The organism is Bacillus sp. SYZHCR11 (assembly GCF_057196865.1).
The window spans coordinates 157904-176234 of record NZ_JBXUND010000002.1 but is presented as its reverse complement, the minus strand read 5'-3'; the positions used below and the strand labels follow the sequence as shown (position 1 = coordinate 176234).

Genomic DNA, 18331 nt, shown 5'->3' with positions numbered 1-18331 from the left:
CTTTCTGCTCATTTTTGCAGAAAGGCTTTTCTTTTGCGGAGAAACCCGGAAGATTTCTTAGAATAGTGTAAGGCGGGTGATTGCTTTGATCCATCTTCAAAATGTTTCAAAAATTTACAAAGCGAAGCATGGGGATGTCAATGCTGTCCAAGATGTCACTCTTGATATCAAAAAGGGCGAAATATTTGGAATTATAGGATATAGCGGAGCTGGTAAAAGTTCCTTAATCCGTCTCCTGAACGGCCTTGAAAAGCCGACGTCGGGAACCGTGGAAGTCGCGGGGACGGAATTAAATAAAGTAAGCAGCCGCGGGCTGAGAAAAGCGCGCCAGGAAATCAGCATGATCTTCCAGCATTTTAACCTTTTGTGGTCGCGCACCGTCCGGGAGAACATTATGTTCCCGCTGGAAATCGCCGGCGTGAAAAAAAGCGAACGGGTCCGCCGCGCTGATGAATTGATTAAACTGGTCGGATTAGAGGGGAAAGAAAAATCTTATCCGTCGCAGCTGAGCGGCGGTCAAAAGCAGCGTGTCGGTATCGCCCGGGCGCTCGCTAATAATCCGAAAGTCCTTCTGTGCGATGAAGCGACATCAGCGCTCGATCCGCAGACGACCGATTCAATTTTGGATCTTTTATCCGATATAAACGACAGACTCGGTCTGACGATCGTGCTCATTACCCATGAAATGCACGTCATCCGAAAAATCTGCAACAGAGTCGCCGTCATGGAAAACGGGAAAGTCGTTGAAGAAGGCGAAGTACTCCAAGTTTTCAGAAACCCGCGCGAACCGATGACCAAGCGTTTCGTTCAGCAGGTGACAGAACCGGAGGAGACGAAAGAAACCATCCAGCATTTTCTGCAGGAAACAGCGACAGGGAAAACGATTCAGCTTTCATTTGTCGGGCAGGCCGCCGAGCAGCCCCTCATTACGGAAATGATCCGAAACTTTGATGTGGACGTTAATATTCTGCAGGGGAAAATTTCACAGACGAAGGACGGAGCTTACGGTTCATTATTCATTCATATTGACGGTCAGGAAAAAGAAGTAGAAAACGTGATCCGGTTCATCAAAGACAAACAGGTAGAAGCAGAGGTGATCACAAATGTTTGAAAAATGGTTCCCGAACGTTGATATAACCGAGCTGTGGACGGCCACATACGAGACCCTTTATATGACGGTCATCGCTTTAGTTTTTTCATTTATCATCGGAGCGATTCTCGGTCTTCTGCTCTTTTTAACGGGCAAGGGAAGCTTATGGGAAAATAAAATCATTAACACCGTGATTGCGGCGGTCGTTAATATTTTCAGGTCTATTCCGTTTCTTATTTTAATTATTCTGCTTCTCGGCTTTACTAAGATTTTGGTCGGATCGATTTTAGGACCGAATGCCGCATTGCCGGCGCTGATTATCGGCTCCGCGCCGTTTTACGCCCGTCTTGCGGAAATTGCGCTCCGGGAAGTCGATAAAGGAGTCATCGAAGCTGCCAGATCAATGGGAGCAAAGACATCGACGATTATCTTCAAAGTGCTGATTCCTGAATCAATGCCTGCGTTAATTTCAGGCATCACCGTGACGGCCATCGCCCTGATCGGATCTACCGCCATTGCCGGCGCCATCGGTTCAGGCGGACTCGGAAACCTTGCATATGTAGAAGGCTACCAGTCCAATAATACGGATGTAACGTTTGTAGCGACAGTATTTATACTCATCATCGTCTTTATCATTCAGATTATCGGTGATGTAATTACAAATATAATAGACAAAAGATAAGGGAGGATTTACATTGAAAAAGATTGTATTAAGTGCGCTGCTGCTTGTGTTCGCGGGAGTTTTAGCCGCCTGCGGATCAAACGGCTCGAATAAAAAGGAAATCGTTGTCGCCGCGACAAAAACACCGCATGCTGAAATCTTAAAAGAAGCGGAACCGCTCTTGAAGGAAAAAGGCTACACATTAAAAGTAAAAGTGCTGAACGATTACAAAATGTACAACAAAGCGTTAGCTGATAATGAAGTGGATGCGAACTACTTCCAGCACGTTCCTTACCTTGAACAGGAAATGAAAGAAAATAAAGATTACAAACTCGTGAATGCCGGAGCCGTTCACCTTGAGCCATTCGGAGTTTACACGAAAAAATACAAATCACTGAAAGACCTGCCTAAAGGCGCGACCATCATCATGACTAACAATGTCGCTGAACAAGGCCGTATGCTGGCGATGCTTGAAAAAGCCGGACTGATCACACTTGATCCGAAGGTAAAAACGATTGAAGCGACTACGAAAAACATTACGAAAAACCCGAAAAACCTGACATTCAAAAAAATCGCCCCTGAATTAACGGCGAAAGCATATAATGAAGAAGAAGGCGATGCAGTCTTCATTAACGTCAACTATGCGATTCAAAACAAACTGAATCCGTTAAAAGATGCGATTCAAGTGGAATCAACGAAAAACAACCCGTACGCAAACATCATCGCCGTACGCAAAGGTGACGAAAAATCAGAGAAAATCAAAGCGCTTATGGAAGTGCTTCACTCTAAGAAAATCAAAGACTTTATTGAGAAAAAATACGACGGAGCCGTGCTTCCCGTATCTGAATAAAGCGAAAACCCCGGATGAATCATCCGGGGTTTTTTTCGGGTATTAATCGGAGAACTGTCCATAATAAAAAGGAAGGTTAACGATTGGAGGGAATGGCAGTGGCTCAATACCAGGATAACGGAAAAAGCGTGCATGACGCATTGAAACAATATAAAGAAGGTTTAGGCATATTCGAGCAAAAAATGCCGATGATGGGGCGGAAGTTTAATGAATTTACTGAGCAGTGTTTCTCAGCGGATTCATTAACTGAAAAAGAGAAACAATTAATCGCTCTGGGCATCAGCATCAGCGCTCAAGATGAATTTTGCATGATTTATCATACGAAGGGCTGCCTTGACCAAGGGGCCACAGAAGAAAACATCCTTGAGGTCATCAGCGTCGCGGCGGCATTCGGGGGCGGCGCGGCTCTCAGTCAGGGAGTGACCCTCGTGCAGCAGTGTATTCAGGAATTCGGACATACGACGCATTAGAATGAGCAATCGTGTGAATACCGTTTTTCAGATAAAGCGAGCGCCGGTTTCCGGCACATTCGAAAGGATTCAGGGGCACACCCTCTTTGGCCGGAGCAGCGGATCATTGTTACAATAGAAACAAATATATGAAGGGATTGATTCATTATCTGCACCAGCCAAGAGAGACTGGACCTTGACTATACGCCTGAAATGGAAAAAGCGATGCAGAAGTCACACGGCATCGGCTACGAGGAATACGGACGGCGTCTTTCAAAAAGGATGGAAGTCGAACGGCAGAGGGAGCTTGAATATCAAAAAAGCAAGTTCCTCGCAGCGCAGCTTAATGAGAAAATCGGTCAGTAAAAAAGGGTGGATTTCCGCCCTTTTTCTGTTTCAAACAGCTTTAATTACGCCTTGATCTTTGATAAACTTTAGGAATGTTCCGGGTAATATAAAAAGTTGTATTTACTTTTCATTTGTTATAAAATTAGAATGAGAATAAATTGAGAATAATGATTATATATTTTGGAGGTATAGATATGGCTGCTTCAACATTAACGATCAAGGATCTTCACGTTGAAATCGAAGGAAAAGAGATCTTAAAAGGTGTAAACCTTGAAATAAAAGGCGGCGAATTCCACGCTGTCATGGGGCCGAACGGTACCGGTAAATCCACGCTCTCAGCAGCGATTATGGGACACCCGAAATACGAAGTTACAAAAGGCAGCATCACGCTTGACGGCAAAGATGTACTGGAAATGGAAGTGGACGAGCGCGCTCAGGCGGGTCTTTTCCTTGCGATGCAGTACCCAAGCGAAATCAGCGGTGTGACAAATGCCGATTTCCTTCGCTCTGCGATTAACGCACGCCGTGAAGAAGGCGATGAAATTTCTCTTATGAAATTCATCCGCAAAATGGACGAAAACATGGAGTTCCTTGAAATGGACCCTGAAATGGCGCAGCGTTACCTGAACGAAGGTTTCTCAGGCGGGGAGAAAAAACGCAACGAAATCCTTCAGCTTATGATGATCGAGCCGAAAATCGCCATTCTTGACGAGATCGATTCAGGTCTTGATATCGATGCGCTTAAAGTCGTTTCTAAAGGAATCAACAAAATGCGCAGCGAAAACTTCGGCTGCTTAATGATCACTCACTACCAGCGCCTTCTGAACTACATCACGCCTGATGTCGTTCACGTTATGATGCAGGGACGCGTAGTGAAATCCGGCGGCGCGGAGCTTGCACAGCGCCTTGAAGCGGAAGGTTATGACTGGATTAAACAGGAACTAGGCATTGAAGACGAAACTGTAGGCCAAGAAGCGTAAGCGTTAGGGGGATAATCATGACATTGGAAACGAAACTATCCGTAGATCAGGAATATGTCAAAGGCTTTTCCGAAAAGCATCAAGAACCTGCCTGGCTGAAAAACCTGCGCTTACAGGCTCTTGAAAAAGCTGAAGATCTGCCGCTGCCTAAGCCTGATAAAACAAAAATCACAAATTGGAACTTTACAAAGTTCAACAAGCATACAGTAGATAACGCGCCGCTTGCTTCTTTAGAAGATTTAGCTGATGAAGCAAAAGCGCTGATCGATATCGAAAACGAAGACAAAACGTTATATGTGCAGCGTGATCAAACGCCTGCTTTCCTTTCTCTTTCAAAAGAACTGAAAGACAAAGGCGTTATTTTCACGGACATCTTAACGGCTGCCCGTGAGCACAGCGACCTCGTTGAGAAATACTTCATGAAAGACGGCGTAAAGGTCGACGAGCATAAACTGACTGCGCTTCATGCGGCATTAATGAACGGCGGGGCATTCCTTTATGTTCCTAAAAACGTTCAGGTGGAGACGCCTGTTCAGGCCGTTTACGTTCATGAAAGCAATGACACGGCATTGTTCAACCACGTGCTGATCGTCGCTGAAGACCACAGCTCCGTCACTTACGTTGAGAACTACATCAGCACGGTGAATCCGAAAGAAGCGGTATTCAACATTATCAGTGAAGTGGTCACAGGTGATAATGCCAGCGTGACATACGGCGCCGTTGACAACCTGTCAGCAGGTGTCACAACATACGTCAACCGCCGCGGAGCCGCGCGCGGACGAGACAGCAAAATCGAGTGGGCGCTCGGACTGATGAACGACGGCGACACGATTTCTGAAAACACGACAAACCTCTACGGAGACGGCACATACGGCGATACGAAAACCGTAGTTGTCGGAAGAGGAGAACAGACGGAAAACTTTACGACGCAGATCATCCACTTCGGTAAGGCTTCTGAAGGCTATATCCTGAAGCACGGAGTCATGAAAGATGCCGCATCTTCCATCTTTAACGGAATCGGCAAAATCGAGCACGGCGCGTCTAAAGCAAACGCTGAACAGGAATCCCGCGTCCTGATGCTGAGTGAAAAAGCACGCGGAGATGCAAACCCGATTCTCTTAATTGATGAAGACGATGTAACTGCAGGACATGCGGCATCTGTCGGCCGTGTGGATCCGATCCAGCTTTACTACTTAATGAGCCGCGGAATTCCGAAAGAAGAAGCGGAGCGCTTAGTCATTTACGGATTCCTTGCTCCGGTGGTAAAAGAGCTTCCGATTGAAGGAGTTAAGAAACAGCTCGTCTCCGTCATCGAAAGGAAAGTAAAATAATGAATATCACCGATATTCGTGAACAGTTCCCGATCCTTCATCAGCAAGTGAACGGACATGACCTCGTGTACCTTGACAGCGCGGCGACTTCCCAGAAGCCGCGTGCTGTCATTGAAGCAGTGGATCAGTATTACAGCAAATACAATTCCAATGTTCACAGAGGCGTTCATACTCTTGGCACGAGAGCGACAGACGGCTATGAAGGTGCGCGTGAAAAAGTCCGTAAGTTTATCAATGCGAAGTCAATGGCTGAGGTCATTTTCACAAAAGGCACGACAACTTCACTGAATATGGTGGCGCTGAGCTATGCCCGCGCCAGCTTAAAACCCGGTGATGAAGTGGTCATCACCCAAATGGAGCATCATGCGAATATCATTCCGTGGCAGCAGGCAGTAAAAGCAACCGGCGCGACTTTAAAATATATCCCGATGCAGGAAGACGGCACGCTTTCGCTGGACGACGTCCGGCAGACTGTCACAAGCCATACGAAGATCGTGGCAGTCGCTCATGTGTCAAACGTGCTCGGCACGATTAACCCGATTAAAGAGATCGCCAAAATCGCTCATGACAATGGCGCTGTCATCGTGGTGGACGGGGCGCAGAGCACACCGCACATGAAAATTGACGTTCAGGACCTGGATTGCGACTTCTTCGCGCTTTCTTCCCATAAAATGTGCGGCCCGACGGGAATCGGCGTGCTGTACGGCAAGAAAGAACTGCTTGAGAATATGGAACCGGCCGAATTTGGCGGCGAAATGATCGACTTTGTAGGGCTTTATGAATCAACTTGGAAAGAGCTTCCGTGGAAATTTGAAGCAGGCACGCCGATTATCGCAGGCGCGATCGGATTGGGAGCCGCGATTGATTTTCTTGAAGAGATCGGACTCGACGAGATTTCCCGGCATGAGCATAAGCTTGCAGCCTATGCGCTTGACCGCTTCGAGCAGCTGGACGGCGTGACGGTATACGGTCCGAAAGAGCGGGCGGGACTTGTGACATTTAATCTTGATGAGGTTCACCCTCATGATGTCGCGACTGTCCTCGATGCTGAGGGCATTGCGGTCAGAGCCGGCCATCATTGCGCCCAGCCGCTCATGAAATGGCTGGATGTATCTGCTACTGCGAGAGCGAGTTTTTATCTGTATAATACAGAGGAAGAGATCGATAAGCTCGCGGAAGCCCTCCAAAAGACAAAGGAGTACTTTACAAATGTCTTTTAATGCAAATTTAGATACATTATACAGACAAGTGATCATGGATCATTACAAAAATCCGCGCAACAAAGGGGTTTTGGATGACAGCATCGTCGTCGATATGAACAACCCGACTTGCGGCGACCGGATCAGACTGACAATGAAGCTTGACGGCGATACCGTTCAGGAAGCGAAGTTTGAAGGGGAAGGCTGTTCTATCTCCATGGCTTCAGCTTCCATGATGACGCAGGCGATTAAAGGAAAAGATATTGATACCGCCCTTTCCATGTCTAAGATTTTCTCAGACATGATGCAAGGGAAAGAGTATGACGACTCAATAGATCTCGGGGATATTGAAGCCCTTCAAGGCGTTTCGAAATTCCCGGCCCGGATTAAATGTGCCACCCTTTCATGGAAAGCACTTGAAAAAGGAGTCGCTGGCGAAAAAGGCGGCAATTAAAAGATTGGAGTGAAAATGGATGGCTAAAAAAATGCCTGAAATTGGTGAATACAAGTACGGTTTTCACGATAAGGACGTTTCCATTTTCCGTTCAGAGCGCGGATTGACAAAAGAAATCGTAGAAGAAATTTCACGCATGAAAGAAGAACCTCAATGGATGCTTGATTTCCGCCTGAAATCTCTTGAGCATTTCTACAACATGCCGATGCCGCAGTGGGGCGGGGATTTAAACTCTTTAAACTTTGACGAAATTACGTATTACGTAAAGCCGTCTGAGCGTTCAGAGCGTTCTTGGGATGAAGTGCCTGAGGAAATTAAACAGACATTTGACAAACTCGGTATTCCTGAAGCTGAGCAAAAATACCTTGCCGGTGTTTCTGCACAGTACGAATCCGAAGTTGTGTACCACAATATGAAAGAAGATCTTGAAGCGCAAGGCATTGTCTTCAAAGACACAGACAGCGCGCTGAAAGAAAATGAAGACATTTTCCGTGAGCACTGGGCGAAAGTCATTCCGCCGACTGATAACAAGTTTGCGGCGCTGAACTCAGCTGTTTGGTCCGGCGGATCTTTCATCTACGTGCCTAAAGGCGTGAAGGTTGAGACACCACTTCAAGCTTACTTCCGCATCAACTCAGAAAACATGGGTCAGTTCGAACGTACGCTGATCATCGTTGACGAAGAAGCAAGCGTTCATTACGTAGAGGGCTGTACGGCTCCTGTGTACACAACAAACTCGCTTCACAGCGCGGTTGTTGAAATCATCGTCAAAAAAGGCGGCTACTGCCGTTATACAACAATTCAAAACTGGGCGAACAACGTTTACAACTTAGTAACGAAACGTACGGTTTGTGAAGAAAACGCGACGATGGAATGGGTTGACGGAAACATCGGTTCTAAATTAACGATGAAATATCCGGCTGTCATTCTGAAAGGTGAAGGCGCGCGCGGCATGACGCTCTCTATCGCTCTTGCGGGCAAAGGACAGCATCAGGACGCAGGTGCGAAAATGATTCACCTTGCACCGAATACGTCATCCACAATCGTATCAAAATCGATTTCGAAACAGGGCGGAAAAGTAACATACCGCGGTATCGTCCACTTCGGACGGAAAGCGGACGGCGCCCGTTCAAACATCGAGTGTGATACGCTCATTATGGATAATAAATCAACTTCTGATACAATCCCTTACAATGAAATCCTGAACGACAACATTTCATTGGAGCACGAAGCGAAAGTATCAAAAGTTTCTGAAGAACAGCTTTTCTACTTGATGAGCCGCGGTATTTCTGAAGAAGAAGCAACAGAAATGATCGTTATGGGCTTCATCGAGCCATTCACAAAAGAACTTCCGATGGAATACGCAGTTGAAATGAACCGTTTGATCAAGTTCGAAATGGAAGGCTCCATCGGTTAATAGTAAAACCCCGCCATATGGCGGGGTTTTTTTGTTTATTGAATAGTGAAATTTCCGTATTCGCTTGACCGGACATGAATCGGCCCGTTTAAATTGTAGTTCTTCTCTTTGACAATATCGCGGAAAACGTCGACACGGGCAACCGATTCTCTCCATTCATCCTGGGTGTCCTCATCTGCCGGATTCATCAGATCGTCATAGCGTACATCCAAGAATTTATTGAGCCATTTCTTCTCGTCCGTTCCGTCTTTCGGTGACCCGCCCATTTTTTTGTTCGTGCGTTTAATCAGGGCATAAAAGGAGTCTGGATCATCACCGTCACCATGCTGAATCACCGTATCGTACATCACCGCTTTGGCCAAGGCCGTTTTCAGTCCGGCATTTTCTGAACGTTTCATCGCCGGCTGATAATACAAGCTGTCGTTTACCTTATCCTGGGCAGCGCGGAAGGCTTTATCATTGCCAAGTGAGCGCCAGGCAGAAGCGAATCCTTTCAGATTGCTGATGTCATCGCTTTCGTCCTTCGCAAGACGGCGCAATTCAGGCAAATACTTTTTCAATTTGTTATTCGGCACCGCTTTCGTATATACTTCGACTACTTCCAGCGCATCTCCGGTAGCCGTCGTAAAGCCGGCCCGCCCGCAAGTGTAACCTCTTCCGTCATCCAACGCTTCAACATATCCATATTGGATTTCCGTCTTTCCGTTTTCAAAAATGCTGGTCAGCTGTTCCGCCCGGCGCTTCTGATCCTTATTCAGCCCGGCCGCAAAAACCGTACCGCTCATCATCAGGGTGAAAAACATGGTGAAAATAAGAGATGAAACCGCCGTCTTCTTCCAAAAACCTGCTTTTTTCTTCAAACTGATTTTCATTGCCATACCCCTTTCATATGTAAGTTACGGACTCAGTATACATGAGGGAGTGATTTTTTTGTTGAAAACACACGAATTTGTCAATATTTTGAATCCTAAGCCCTATCCGGCGCTTCATAAAAAGAACGCACCACCTTCACCAGACAGACAATCCCGTTCTCGCATCATTCTCATCTGTACATAGTCAACGCGGTGAAACCCGCATTGTACAGCCTGCTGAAAAAGGGCTTCGAGCATGTCCGGATCTTTGCAATATAACGTTACATACGAGCAATCTGCGATGAGAAGCACAAGTTCACAGGAACTATCCAAATATTCTCATACGTATTGATTTCCGTTACCATCCCGCTCGGGAAAGCTTTCAATTCAGCACACAACATTTCAGGCAGAAAAGAGAGGGAACGGGCGATCACGGAAATGGTGAGGGTGCTGAAGCCTGGCGGCACATTGGCCGTGTCAGATATAAAAAATACATCACAATACAGAGCAATTCTTGAGGAAAACGGCTTTCAGACAAGAACGTATTCCTTTTATTATACGTTTCCGTTTTCGAAACTTATCATTGCCGTCAGGACTCCGGTAGGAACCGGGCGCTCTATTTGTTAAAATAAATAAGACAAAACAGATAGAAAAGGTGTTACATATGAAGTCTTATATGATTATCGGAGCCGGCATTCTCGGTGCGTCCGCGGCTTATCATCTCGCAAAGGCCGGTGCGGATGTAACGGTCTTTGACAGGAAACACCCGGGGCAGGCGACTGACGCCGCGGCAGGGATCGTCTGCCCGTGGCTGTCGCAGCGCCGCAATCAGGCATGGTATGCGATCGCAAAAGGCGGAGCCCGCTATTATAACCAATTGATACAGCAGCTTGAAGCTGACGGAGAAACGGACACCGGCTATCAAAAGGTCGGTGCCGTCAGTCTCCATACGGATGAAAAAAAGCTCAGCCAAATGGAGGAAAGAGCTTATAAAAGAAGAGAGGACGCTCCTGAAATCGGTGACATTACGAGACTGACTCCGGCAGAAACGAAGGCGCTGTTCCCCGCGCTGTCGGAGGAATACGGGGCGGTTCATGTCAGCGGCGCGGCCCGGGTGAACGGGAGGGCGCTTCGTAAGGCGCTGTTAAACGCGGCCGTTAAGCACGGCGCGGCTGTTTACAATGAAGAAGCGTCAATATTGACAGACGACGGTGCTGTTATCGGTGTGAAAACCGCAGAACGCACGCTTACTGCCGGCCAGGTTCTCGTAACGGCCGGCGCTTGGGCGAGAGAGCTGCTTGAACCGCTCGGCATCCGTTTTTCAGTATCATACCAAAAGGCACAGATCGTTCATTTAGAGCTTCAGGGAGAGGATACGGGCGGCTGGCCCGTCGTCATGCCCCCAAACGATCAATACATTCTCGCCTTTGACAGCGGCAGAATCATAGCGGGCGCGACTCATGAAAACGATACCGGCATGGATTTGCGGGTGACGGCCGGCGGCCTCCGCGAGATTTTTGACAAAGCATTAACTGTGGCGCCGGGGCTTTCAGACAGTACTGTGATAGAGACAAGAGTCGGTTTCAGGCCGTTTACTCCCGGTTTTCTTCCCGTCATCGGCAAAGTGCCGAATATCAGCGGACTCCTCGTTGCCAACGGGCTGGGCGCCTCAGGGCTGACGAGCGGGCCGTATCTGGGGGCGGAACTGGCGAAACTCGCACTCGGCCAGCAGACGGAAATTGATTTGAGCCTTTATGATCCGGCCGGGGCGCTTGAATAAAAAATAGCTTTTGGCGCATTCTTATGATAGGATGGAGCTTTAATGAATAAGAGGACGTGACCCATTTTGATAAAAATAAACCTTCCTGCTCCTGATGTAACGATTACGGAACGGCAGCAGTCACCGTCGGAAAATGAACCGGCGATTAAAGCGATTTACGGTTTCATTGATTTTCACCGCATTCCGAGAGACAAAGGCGGCATCTTTATGTTTTATAACATTCATGATGAACTGCTGTTTGTCGGGAAAGCCCGTAAATTAAGACAAAGAATCAAAAAGCATTTTGAAGACAATGTGTCGCCTGTTAAACATCACAGGGACGAAGTGTATAAAATTGAAGTATGTGTCGTCAATGATCCGATGGAAAGGGAGATTTACGAAACGTACGCGATCAATACCCTTCAGTCGAAATACAACATTGAGAAAGTATTTTATAAATAAGAAAAACCGGAGCTTAAGGGCTCCGGTTTTCTTTATGTTACAGTGCCAGCCACATCACTGCAATATGCACGATCAGCAGACAGTAAACGACGAGGAACAGCTGAACGACCTTTTTTCTGAATAACATGCAGATCATCATGAGCACAGGAAAAATCAGGACGCCGGCCGTTTTATTGATTGATGTATTCGGACGGTTCGACACGTCATAGTGAATGGCCATATCAGCAGGAAGAAACGGATAAAACACAATCGACAGAATAAAGGCGAGAACCACAGCTCCCCACAGCACCTTATCATTCATCAAAAACATATGAACACTCCCTTTTTTACCTATAATAGTATTTTAGTGTGAAAAAGTTCATTTTTCAGTATTTATTTGATGGCTTTTTTCGTGAGACCCGTCTGCCTGGCGGCTTCTTTTATATTCATTCTGAATCACTCCCTGCTTTTCATTCTAAACGTGTCTCTAAGGGTCAGGTCAAGAAAGGGCGGGAAATTAGACGGGTTTATTCTATATTTTAGAAATTTCAGAAAATATGATTGACAACGCACCTTTGTTGCGATTAATATAACGTTATATAATGTTATATAACATTATATAATAAAACACTGAGGAGTGAAGGATTTGAGTCAAACTGCCGCACAAGTGAATCACAAGGTTCAGGCTTTCTTGGATGATCTGAAAGGAAAAACGATTGACCACGTCTTTTTCGTCGCTTGCGGGGGTTCTTCAGCCATTATGTATCCGAGCAAGTACGTGTTTGACAGAGAGGCGAAAGCCATCAGCTCTGATCTCTACAGTTCAAATGAATTTATTCAGCGCAATCCCATTCAGCTCGGAGAGAACTCTCTGGTGATTTTATGTTCTCAGTCAGGCAATACGCCGGAAACGGTGAAAGCCGCCGGTTTCGCCAGAAAAAAAGGCGCGCTTACGATTGCAATGACCTTTGAGCCTGATTCGCCGTTAGCGAAAGAAGCCGAATATGTCGCGGTGTATGACTGGGGTGAGAACGCACAGGCGATAAATACGAATTACGGGGTTCTGTATCAAATCGTGTTCGGCGCTTTACACGTGCTGGAAAACCATCCCGCGTTTGAGCAGGCGATCGACGGACTCAATAAACTCCAGACCGTATATGACAAAGCGCTTAAACAAGAAGCGGATCACGCAAAGGCATTCGCGAAAGCCCACGAAAAAGAAGATATCATTTACACGATGGCAAGCGGTGCGAACTACGGCGTCGCTTACTCCTACAGCATCTGCATTCTCATGGAAATGCAATGGATTCATTCTCACGCCATTCATGCCGGAGAATATTTTCACGGACCGTTCGAAATCATTGATGAATCCGTTCCATTTATTATCCTGCTCGGCTTAGACGAAACAAGACCCCTTGAAGAGCGGGCGCTTTCCTTCTCAAAAAGATACGGCAAAAAACTGACTGTGCTTGATGCGGCAGCATATGATTTTTCCGGAATTGACGATTCTGTAAAAGGCTACCTGGCTCCTCTCGTATTAAACCGGGTGCTCAGAAGCTATGCGGATGCGCTGGCGGAAGCAAGGAACCATCCGTTAAGCCAGCGGCGTTACATGTGGAAAGTCGAATATTAAGAACGCGCATTATATTTCACCGGACTATAATGATATATAACGTTATAGTCCGGTGACAAAGGAGGAAAAGCATCTGAAAAAGCTCATCTGCCTGTTCGTTCTGTTAGCTGTATGTCTGTCAGCCGCCGCCTGTTCAAGCCAAAGCAGTTCCTCTGACGGAAAAGTGACCCTGAAGTTTTTTCACAGGTGGCCGAAGGAGCCGGAAAAAAGCTATTTTGAAGAAGCGGTCAAAGATTTTGAAGCCGCTCATCCGGATATTCATATCCAAACGGAAGCGGTCTTAAACGATTCTTATAAAGACAAGGTGAAAGTCATGCTCGGAACAACGAGCCCCCCTGATATTTTCTTTTCATGGAGCGACCGGTTTGCTTATAAATTCATCAAAGGAGATAAAGCCCTCGATCTGTCGTCTTACTATCAGCAGGATAAAGATTGGTCCTCACAGCTTGTGCAGTCACAAATCAAACCCTTTACGCATGACGGAAAACAGTACGGTGTTCCGTGGCAAATGGACGCTAAATCATTCTTTTATAATAAAGACATTTTTAATACATTACATTTGAAGCCCCCGGCGACATGGGATGAACTGATCACAGTCTGTGAGAAATTGAAAGAGAACGGATATATTCCGATCAGTTTCGGCACAAAAGCGCCTTGGACCATTTCTCATTATATCGGGACGCTGAACCAGCGTATGGTGGATGAAAAAACGCGGGCGAAGGATTACAGCCCGGAAACCGGGGAGTTTACGGACGAAGGCTATGTCAAAGCGCTTGAAAAGCTTCAGGAACTTCTGCCGTACTTTACAAAGCACGTGAACTCCGTTGATCACGAATACGTGCGCCAGCAGTTTACGAGCGGCAAAGCGGCGATGATTTATGCGGAAACGGCAGAAATTAAGCTCGTCGAACCGGTCAATCTGGGCTTGTTTCCTTTCCCGAAAATCAGCGGCGAAAAGGGATCTCCCCGTGCACTGACCGGATCTCCCGAAGGATTTATGATTTCCTCAAAAACGAAGCACCCGAAAGAAGCCATGGAATTTCTTCAGTTTTTAACCTCGAAAAAAATGGGAGAGAAGCTGATAAAAGACGTCGGTAAATACAGCGCGGTTCAGGGAACGGCGACAGAAAACAATTCCACCCCGATCCAGCGCGAAGCCGTGCAGGATATCGTCCGCGCCGAAACAATGGTGCCGTGGTTTGATATGGATGTTGACGTTGAAATCGCCGATGTGTATGCGGCAGGCGTTCAGCAGATGCTCGGCGGCACAATGACACCGCGCGAGGTGATGAATTCCGTGCAAAAAGCGGCGCGTCAGGTCAAAGCGTTATCTGAATAGAACAGATTTCTTTGGAGAAAGGAGATGAGGATTTCCTTGGTCAGCCGAAAACGTTTCGTTCCATATCTGTTTCTCGCGCCCGCGCTGGTTTTTCTGCTGTTCGTTTACATTCCGATTATTGAGAATGTGTTTTTCAGTCTGTTTGAATGGAGCTCATTTCAACCCGAAAAGACGTTTATCGGTTTGAAAAATTATATTGACCTGTTCCGCGATTCCGTGTTTTTTACAGCACTCCGCAACAATGTGCTGTATGCGGTCATATCGCTGATTTGCCAGGTTGGCGGCGGGTTAATTCTGGCGGCCGTGCTGGAAGACAGATTGGTAAGAAAATGGTCGCCGTTTTTCCGTACGGTATTTTTTCTTCCGGTCGTCATTTCCATGACCGTCATTGCGCTGTTGTTTGATTTTATTTATAACCCGGAAATCGGGCTTTTGAATCAGCTGCTGGAAGCGGTCGGACTTGATGAACTGACCCGGGCGTGGCTGGGCGATGAAAACACCGCTATGCTGTCTGTCATTTTTGTGTCTCAATGGCAGTCTGTCGGTTACATCGCCATGCTGTACATTGTCTCGATTCAGAGCATTCCCGCTGAATTATATGAATCGGCGCAGCTGGACGGAGCCGGAAAAATCCAGCAGTTTTTTCACATTACGGTGCCGCAGACGAAAGAAATGTCGTTTGTTGCCGTGGTGATGACGCTGACCGGCGCATTTACCGTATTTAATGAACCGTATATTCTGACCGGCGGAGGGCCGGGCAATGCTTCAGAAGTGCTGAGCACATTTTTGTATAAGAGCGCTTTTACAAAGGATATGATGGGCTACGCTTCTGCGATCGCGACGGTGGTGCTTTTGCTGACGCTTGCTCTGTCGCTTATTCAGATGAAATTCTTTAAGACCGGAAAGGAGGAGTAGGCCGATGCTTCCTGAAAAGACGGACTTGCGTCATGCCCGTCAGGCCGTCAGAACAGGCGGAAAACCGAGAAAATGGTATGTCGGGGAAACGTCTGTGTGGCTGTTTCTCTTTATCTACCTCATTGCTGTTGCTTATCCGCTGTTATGGATGGCGGTCAGCGCCTTTAAAAGCTCGGATGAGATTTTTGAGCACAGCTGGTCGCTGCCCTCTGTCTGGCATCCCGAAAACTTCATATCCGCATGGAACCAAGGGATTTCCGCTTATTTTATGAACAGCGTCATTGTGACCGTGCTGACTTGTCTCATCACCGTATTTGTGAGTGCCTGGGCGGCATACGGGCTGGCCCGTTTTCAATTTAAAGGAAAAGGGTTTGTGCTGATCATTTGTCTTGGCGGCTTGATGCTGACGCCGCAGGTCAGTCTTGTGCCGCTGTACTCCATTATCCAGTCATTGGGATTGTACAATACGTATTGGGCATTGATTCTTCCGTACGCAGCCTACCGTATTCCGTTTACCGTGATTCTGATCCGTTCCTATTTTTTGTCGATTTCCAAAGAGCTTGAGGAAGCGGCCTATCTGGATGGATGTACAAGTTTCGGAATATTTTTCAGAATATTCTTACCTATGAGCGTGCCGATTCTGGTGACATCAGGCATTTTGACGGCTTACCATACATGGAATGAGTTTATGTTTGCGATTATTTTTATCGATGATGAAAATTTACGTACGATTCCGGCCGGGCTGATGCAGTTCAGAGATGCGCTGCAGACGGATTGGGGCGTGCTGCTGGCCGGGCTGACGATTTCTGCTGCTCCGATTATCGCGCTGTTTTTATTAATGCAGAGATATTTTATCCGCGGCATTGCAGCGGGAAGCGTGAAAGGATAAGGGGGATGAAAAGATGAAACTGATAGCGGCCGGAGATAATGTAGTAGATTATTATCAGGATCAGGAGACGTTTTACCCGGGCGGAAATGCGTTAAATGTAGCCGTGCTTGCCCGGCGCTTAGGCCACGAAACTTCTTATATCGGGATTCTCGGCAGTGATGAAGCGGCGGATCACGTATTGAATGTGCTGAAACTGGAGAAGGTGAATGCCGATCTGATCCGCCGGGCATACGGAGAAAACGGGATGGCGGTCGTCACACTTGATGAAAGAGGGGACAGGATATTTGCCGGATCAAATAAAGGCGGCGTGCAATCGCGTCTGACGCTCGCTTTTCAGGAGAATGACATCTCATTTATCGCCGGACATGATCTGCTGCATACGAGCGTATACAGCAGGATAGAACGTGACCTTCCGATGCTGAGCGGCCATGTGCCGATTTCCTTTGACTTCTCTGTAAAACGTGACGAAGCCTATTTAGAAGCGGTCTGTCCGTACGTGACGTATGCGTTTTTTTCCGGGAGTGATTTGAGTGAAAGTGAATGTGTGCGGCTTGCCGAAAAAGCCCGCGGTTTCGGAGCGAAAATCGTTTGTCTGACAAGGGGAGAACATGGCGCGGTGTTATCGGATGGGGAACGCGTCTATCATCAGCCGGTGGTAAGAGCTGATATCATAGATACATTGGGGGCGGGTGATTCTTTTATCGCCGGGTTTCTTACCGATTTCTACGAACATCAGGATATTCGGCGAGCGCTTACTGCGGCCGCCGGGACGGCTGCCAAAACATGCGGGGGGTTCGGAGCGTTCGGTTACGGGCATCCCTACAGGCCGGACGGCGGGAAAAGCAGTGAAAAAACGAGAATACGATAAGCATTGTCTCGTTTTTTATACTTGTTACGCATAGGGGCTGTTAATGGTAAACGTGACGCGGTCGGTATGCATTAAAAACAGCGAACTGTATATCGGCTGTTCTTTTGACATAAAAGCGGTTTTGTCAATTTCAAAAAGCGCATCCCCGATATCACAAGCCAGATAGCGGCTTTCTTCCTGCTTGGCGTATACGACATTTAACAGTTTCGTATTATGGGTGGGCACCACCTGATAGTGCTGTTTCAAAATGTCATGCATCGACACGCCGCCTTTAATATGCTTGCCGATGTCGGGAAATAAACTGAGCGGATAGTGGGCGATTTCGAATGAGAGCGGCTGGTCGTCGTGAAATAAAATGCGTTTTAATTCAAGAACGGGACTTTCGGAAGCGACGCGAAGTTTTTGAGCGATGGATTTAGGCGCTTCAATGATTTCATGGGAAAGGATCTGGTGTTTCGGTTTTTTTCCCGTTGATTCCATAAATTCAGAGTAGCCGTTGACCGCGATGAGCTCCCGCTTCAGTTTAGGGCTTTTAACGAACGTTCCCTTTCCCTGCTGCCGGACGAGCCAGCCTTCTTCCACAAGATCAAGGATGGCCTTCCTGACTGTTATGCGGCTGACGTTGTACGTTTCGCACAGCTCATTTTCAGTCGGCAGTTTTACGGACGGCGAATAAACGCCCTTCTTGATATCGTCCGCGATAATTTGTTTCAGCTGAATATATAAAGGTTTCGAGCTCCCGTTATTTAACAATGGGACGGACCTCCTTTGTCAAGTAGTAGTACTATTATATGTATTATGACGTTATAATACAAATTTGCTTTTCATTTATGAATCTGTCAGAAACCCCGAACATT

The 18331-nt window shown here is 47.0% G+C and carries 20 protein-coding genes and 2 pseudogenes; 18 read left to right on the top strand and 4 right to left on the bottom strand.

The window, feature by feature from the left end:
• The first annotated feature begins 85 nt into the window (after window positions 1–85).
• The 10 genes from metN to sufB all read left to right on the top strand — a co-directional run bounded on the left by metN (window position 86) and on the right by sufB (window position 8779).
• The gene (gene metN, locus AC2CGA_RS07540; protein ID WP_003151850.1) at window positions 86–1111 is read left to right on the top strand and encodes a methionine ABC transporter ATP-binding protein MetN; all 1026 of its coding nucleotides are present in this window, start codon (window positions 86–88) and stop codon (window positions 1109–1111) included.
• The gene (locus AC2CGA_RS07535; protein WP_003151851.1) at window positions 1104–1772 is read left to right on the top strand and encodes a methionine ABC transporter permease; all 669 of its coding nucleotides are present in this window, start codon (window positions 1104–1106) and stop codon (window positions 1770–1772) included. The genes metN and AC2CGA_RS07535 overlap by 8 nt, the downstream gene beginning before the upstream one ends.
• Window positions 1773–1785: 13 nt before the next feature.
• Window positions 1786–2601 carry a methionine ABC transporter substrate-binding lipoprotein MetQ gene (gene metQ / locus AC2CGA_RS07530; RefSeq protein WP_003151853.1) on the top strand — a complete coding sequence of 272 codons (816 nt, stop codon included), beginning with the start codon at window positions 1786–1788 and terminating at the stop codon, window positions 2599–2601.
• Window positions 2602–2693: 92 nt separating this feature from the next.
• Complete coding sequence (locus tag AC2CGA_RS07525; RefSeq protein ID WP_031306536.1) at window positions 2694–3071, top strand: carboxymuconolactone decarboxylase family protein; 378 nt, start codon at window positions 2694–2696, stop codon at window positions 3069–3071.
• A 192-nt stretch (window positions 3072–3263) separates the two neighbouring features.
• Window positions 3264–3416, top strand: coding sequence for a YuzK family famiily protein (locus AC2CGA_RS07520; RefSeq protein WP_003151857.1), 153 nt, complete (start codon window positions 3264–3266; stop codon window positions 3414–3416).
• A 176-nt stretch (window positions 3417–3592) separates the two neighbouring features.
• Complete coding sequence (gene sufC, locus AC2CGA_RS07515; RefSeq protein ID WP_003151872.1) at window positions 3593–4378, top strand: Fe-S cluster assembly ATPase SufC; 786 nt, start codon at window positions 3593–3595, stop codon at window positions 4376–4378.
• Between the two features lie 17 nt (window positions 4379–4395).
• Window positions 4396–5709 (top strand): Fe-S cluster assembly protein SufD, encoded by a 1314-nt coding sequence (sufD, locus tag AC2CGA_RS07510; protein ID WP_210601976.1) that lies wholly within the window; start codon window positions 4396–4398, stop codon window positions 5707–5709.
• Window positions 5709–6929 carry a cysteine desulfurase SufS gene (sufS, locus tag AC2CGA_RS07505; RefSeq protein WP_007410089.1) on the top strand — a complete coding sequence of 407 codons (1221 nt, stop codon included), beginning with the start codon at window positions 5709–5711 and terminating at the stop codon, window positions 6927–6929. Before sufD ends, sufS begins: the two co-directional genes overlap by 1 nt.
• Entirely contained in the window at window positions 6919–7362 is a 444-nt protein-coding gene (gene sufU, locus AC2CGA_RS07500) for a Fe-S cluster assembly sulfur transfer protein SufU (RefSeq protein ID WP_003151877.1), read from the top strand. Before sufS ends, sufU begins: the two co-directional genes overlap by 11 nt.
• 19 nt (window positions 7363–7381) lie before the next feature.
• A complete protein-coding gene (gene sufB, locus AC2CGA_RS07495) occupies window positions 7382–8779 on the top strand; it encodes a Fe-S cluster assembly protein SufB (RefSeq protein ID WP_003151878.1) in 1398 nt (465 codons plus the stop codon).
• Between the two features lie 35 nt (window positions 8780–8814).
• Here the strand turns inward: sufB and csn are convergent, their stop codons facing one another.
• Together csn and AC2CGA_RS07485 are read right to left on the bottom strand one after the other, a co-directional pair.
• Window positions 8815–9651 (bottom strand): chitosanase, encoded by an 837-nt coding sequence (gene csn, locus AC2CGA_RS07490; protein WP_015387749.1) that lies wholly within the window; start codon window positions 9649–9651, stop codon window positions 8815–8817.
• A 136-nt stretch (window positions 9652–9787) separates the two neighbouring features.
• Window positions 9788–10031 (bottom strand): annotated as a pseudogene (locus AC2CGA_RS07485) (DUF2691 family protein); the annotation flags it as partial.
• Here AC2CGA_RS07485 and AC2CGA_RS07480 point away from each other — a divergent pair.
• The 3 genes and pseudogenes from AC2CGA_RS07480 to AC2CGA_RS07470 all read left to right on the top strand — a co-directional run.
• A pseudogene (locus AC2CGA_RS07480) lies at window positions 10024–10257 on the top strand (class I SAM-dependent methyltransferase); the annotation flags it as partial. The pseudogenes AC2CGA_RS07485 and AC2CGA_RS07480 overlap by 8 nt on opposite strands.
• Window positions 10258–10294: 37 nt before the next feature.
• Complete coding sequence (locus AC2CGA_RS07475; protein ID WP_046560034.1) at window positions 10295–11410, top strand: NAD(P)/FAD-dependent oxidoreductase; 1116 nt, start codon at window positions 10295–10297, stop codon at window positions 11408–11410.
• A gap of 66 nt (window positions 11411–11476) precedes the next feature.
• Window positions 11477–11851, top strand: a complete 375-nt coding sequence (locus tag AC2CGA_RS07470) for a nucleotide excision repair endonuclease (RefSeq protein ID WP_003151888.1) — start codon at window positions 11477–11479, stop codon at window positions 11849–11851.
• 37 nt (window positions 11852–11888) lie between these two features.
• Here the strand turns inward: AC2CGA_RS07470 and AC2CGA_RS07465 are convergent, their stop codons facing one another.
• The gene (locus AC2CGA_RS07465; RefSeq protein WP_007410095.1) at window positions 11889–12161 is read right to left on the bottom strand and encodes a DUF1648 domain-containing protein; all 273 of its coding nucleotides are present in this window, start codon (window positions 12159–12161) and stop codon (window positions 11889–11891) included.
• A gap of 315 nt (window positions 12162–12476) precedes the next feature.
• Here AC2CGA_RS07465 and AC2CGA_RS07460 point away from each other — a divergent pair, with 315 nt between their 5' ends.
• The 5 genes from AC2CGA_RS07460 to AC2CGA_RS07440 all read left to right on the top strand — a co-directional run bounded on the left by AC2CGA_RS07460 (window position 12477) and on the right by AC2CGA_RS07440 (window position 17474).
• Window positions 12477–13463 carry an SIS domain-containing protein gene (locus AC2CGA_RS07460; RefSeq protein ID WP_003151892.1) on the top strand — a complete coding sequence of 329 codons (987 nt, stop codon included), beginning with the start codon at window positions 12477–12479 and terminating at the stop codon, window positions 13461–13463.
• A 73-nt stretch (window positions 13464–13536) separates the two neighbouring features.
• Window positions 13537–14802 (top strand): ABC transporter substrate-binding protein, encoded by a 1266-nt coding sequence (locus AC2CGA_RS07455; RefSeq protein ID WP_117614771.1) that lies wholly within the window; start codon window positions 13537–13539, stop codon window positions 14800–14802.
• 24 nt (window positions 14803–14826) lie between these two features.
• Entirely contained in the window at window positions 14827–15717 is an 891-nt protein-coding gene (locus tag AC2CGA_RS07450; RefSeq protein ID WP_371979531.1) for a carbohydrate ABC transporter permease, read from the top strand.
• Between the two features lie 4 nt (window positions 15718–15721).
• Entirely contained in the window at window positions 15722–16606 is an 885-nt protein-coding gene (locus AC2CGA_RS07445) for a carbohydrate ABC transporter permease (protein ID WP_088461629.1), read from the top strand.
• 13 nt (window positions 16607–16619) lie between these two features.
• On the top strand, window positions 16620–17474 hold the full coding sequence (locus AC2CGA_RS07440; RefSeq protein WP_015387755.1) for a PfkB family carbohydrate kinase: 855 nt from the start codon (window positions 16620–16622) through the stop codon (window positions 17472–17474).
• 24 nt (window positions 17475–17498) lie between these two features.
• Here the strand turns inward: AC2CGA_RS07440 and frlR are convergent, their stop codons facing one another.
• A complete protein-coding gene (gene frlR / locus AC2CGA_RS07435) occupies window positions 17499–18227 on the bottom strand; it encodes a transcriptional regulator FrlR (protein ID WP_003151898.1) in 729 nt (242 codons plus the stop codon).
• Window positions 18228–18331: the final 104 nt, after the last annotated feature.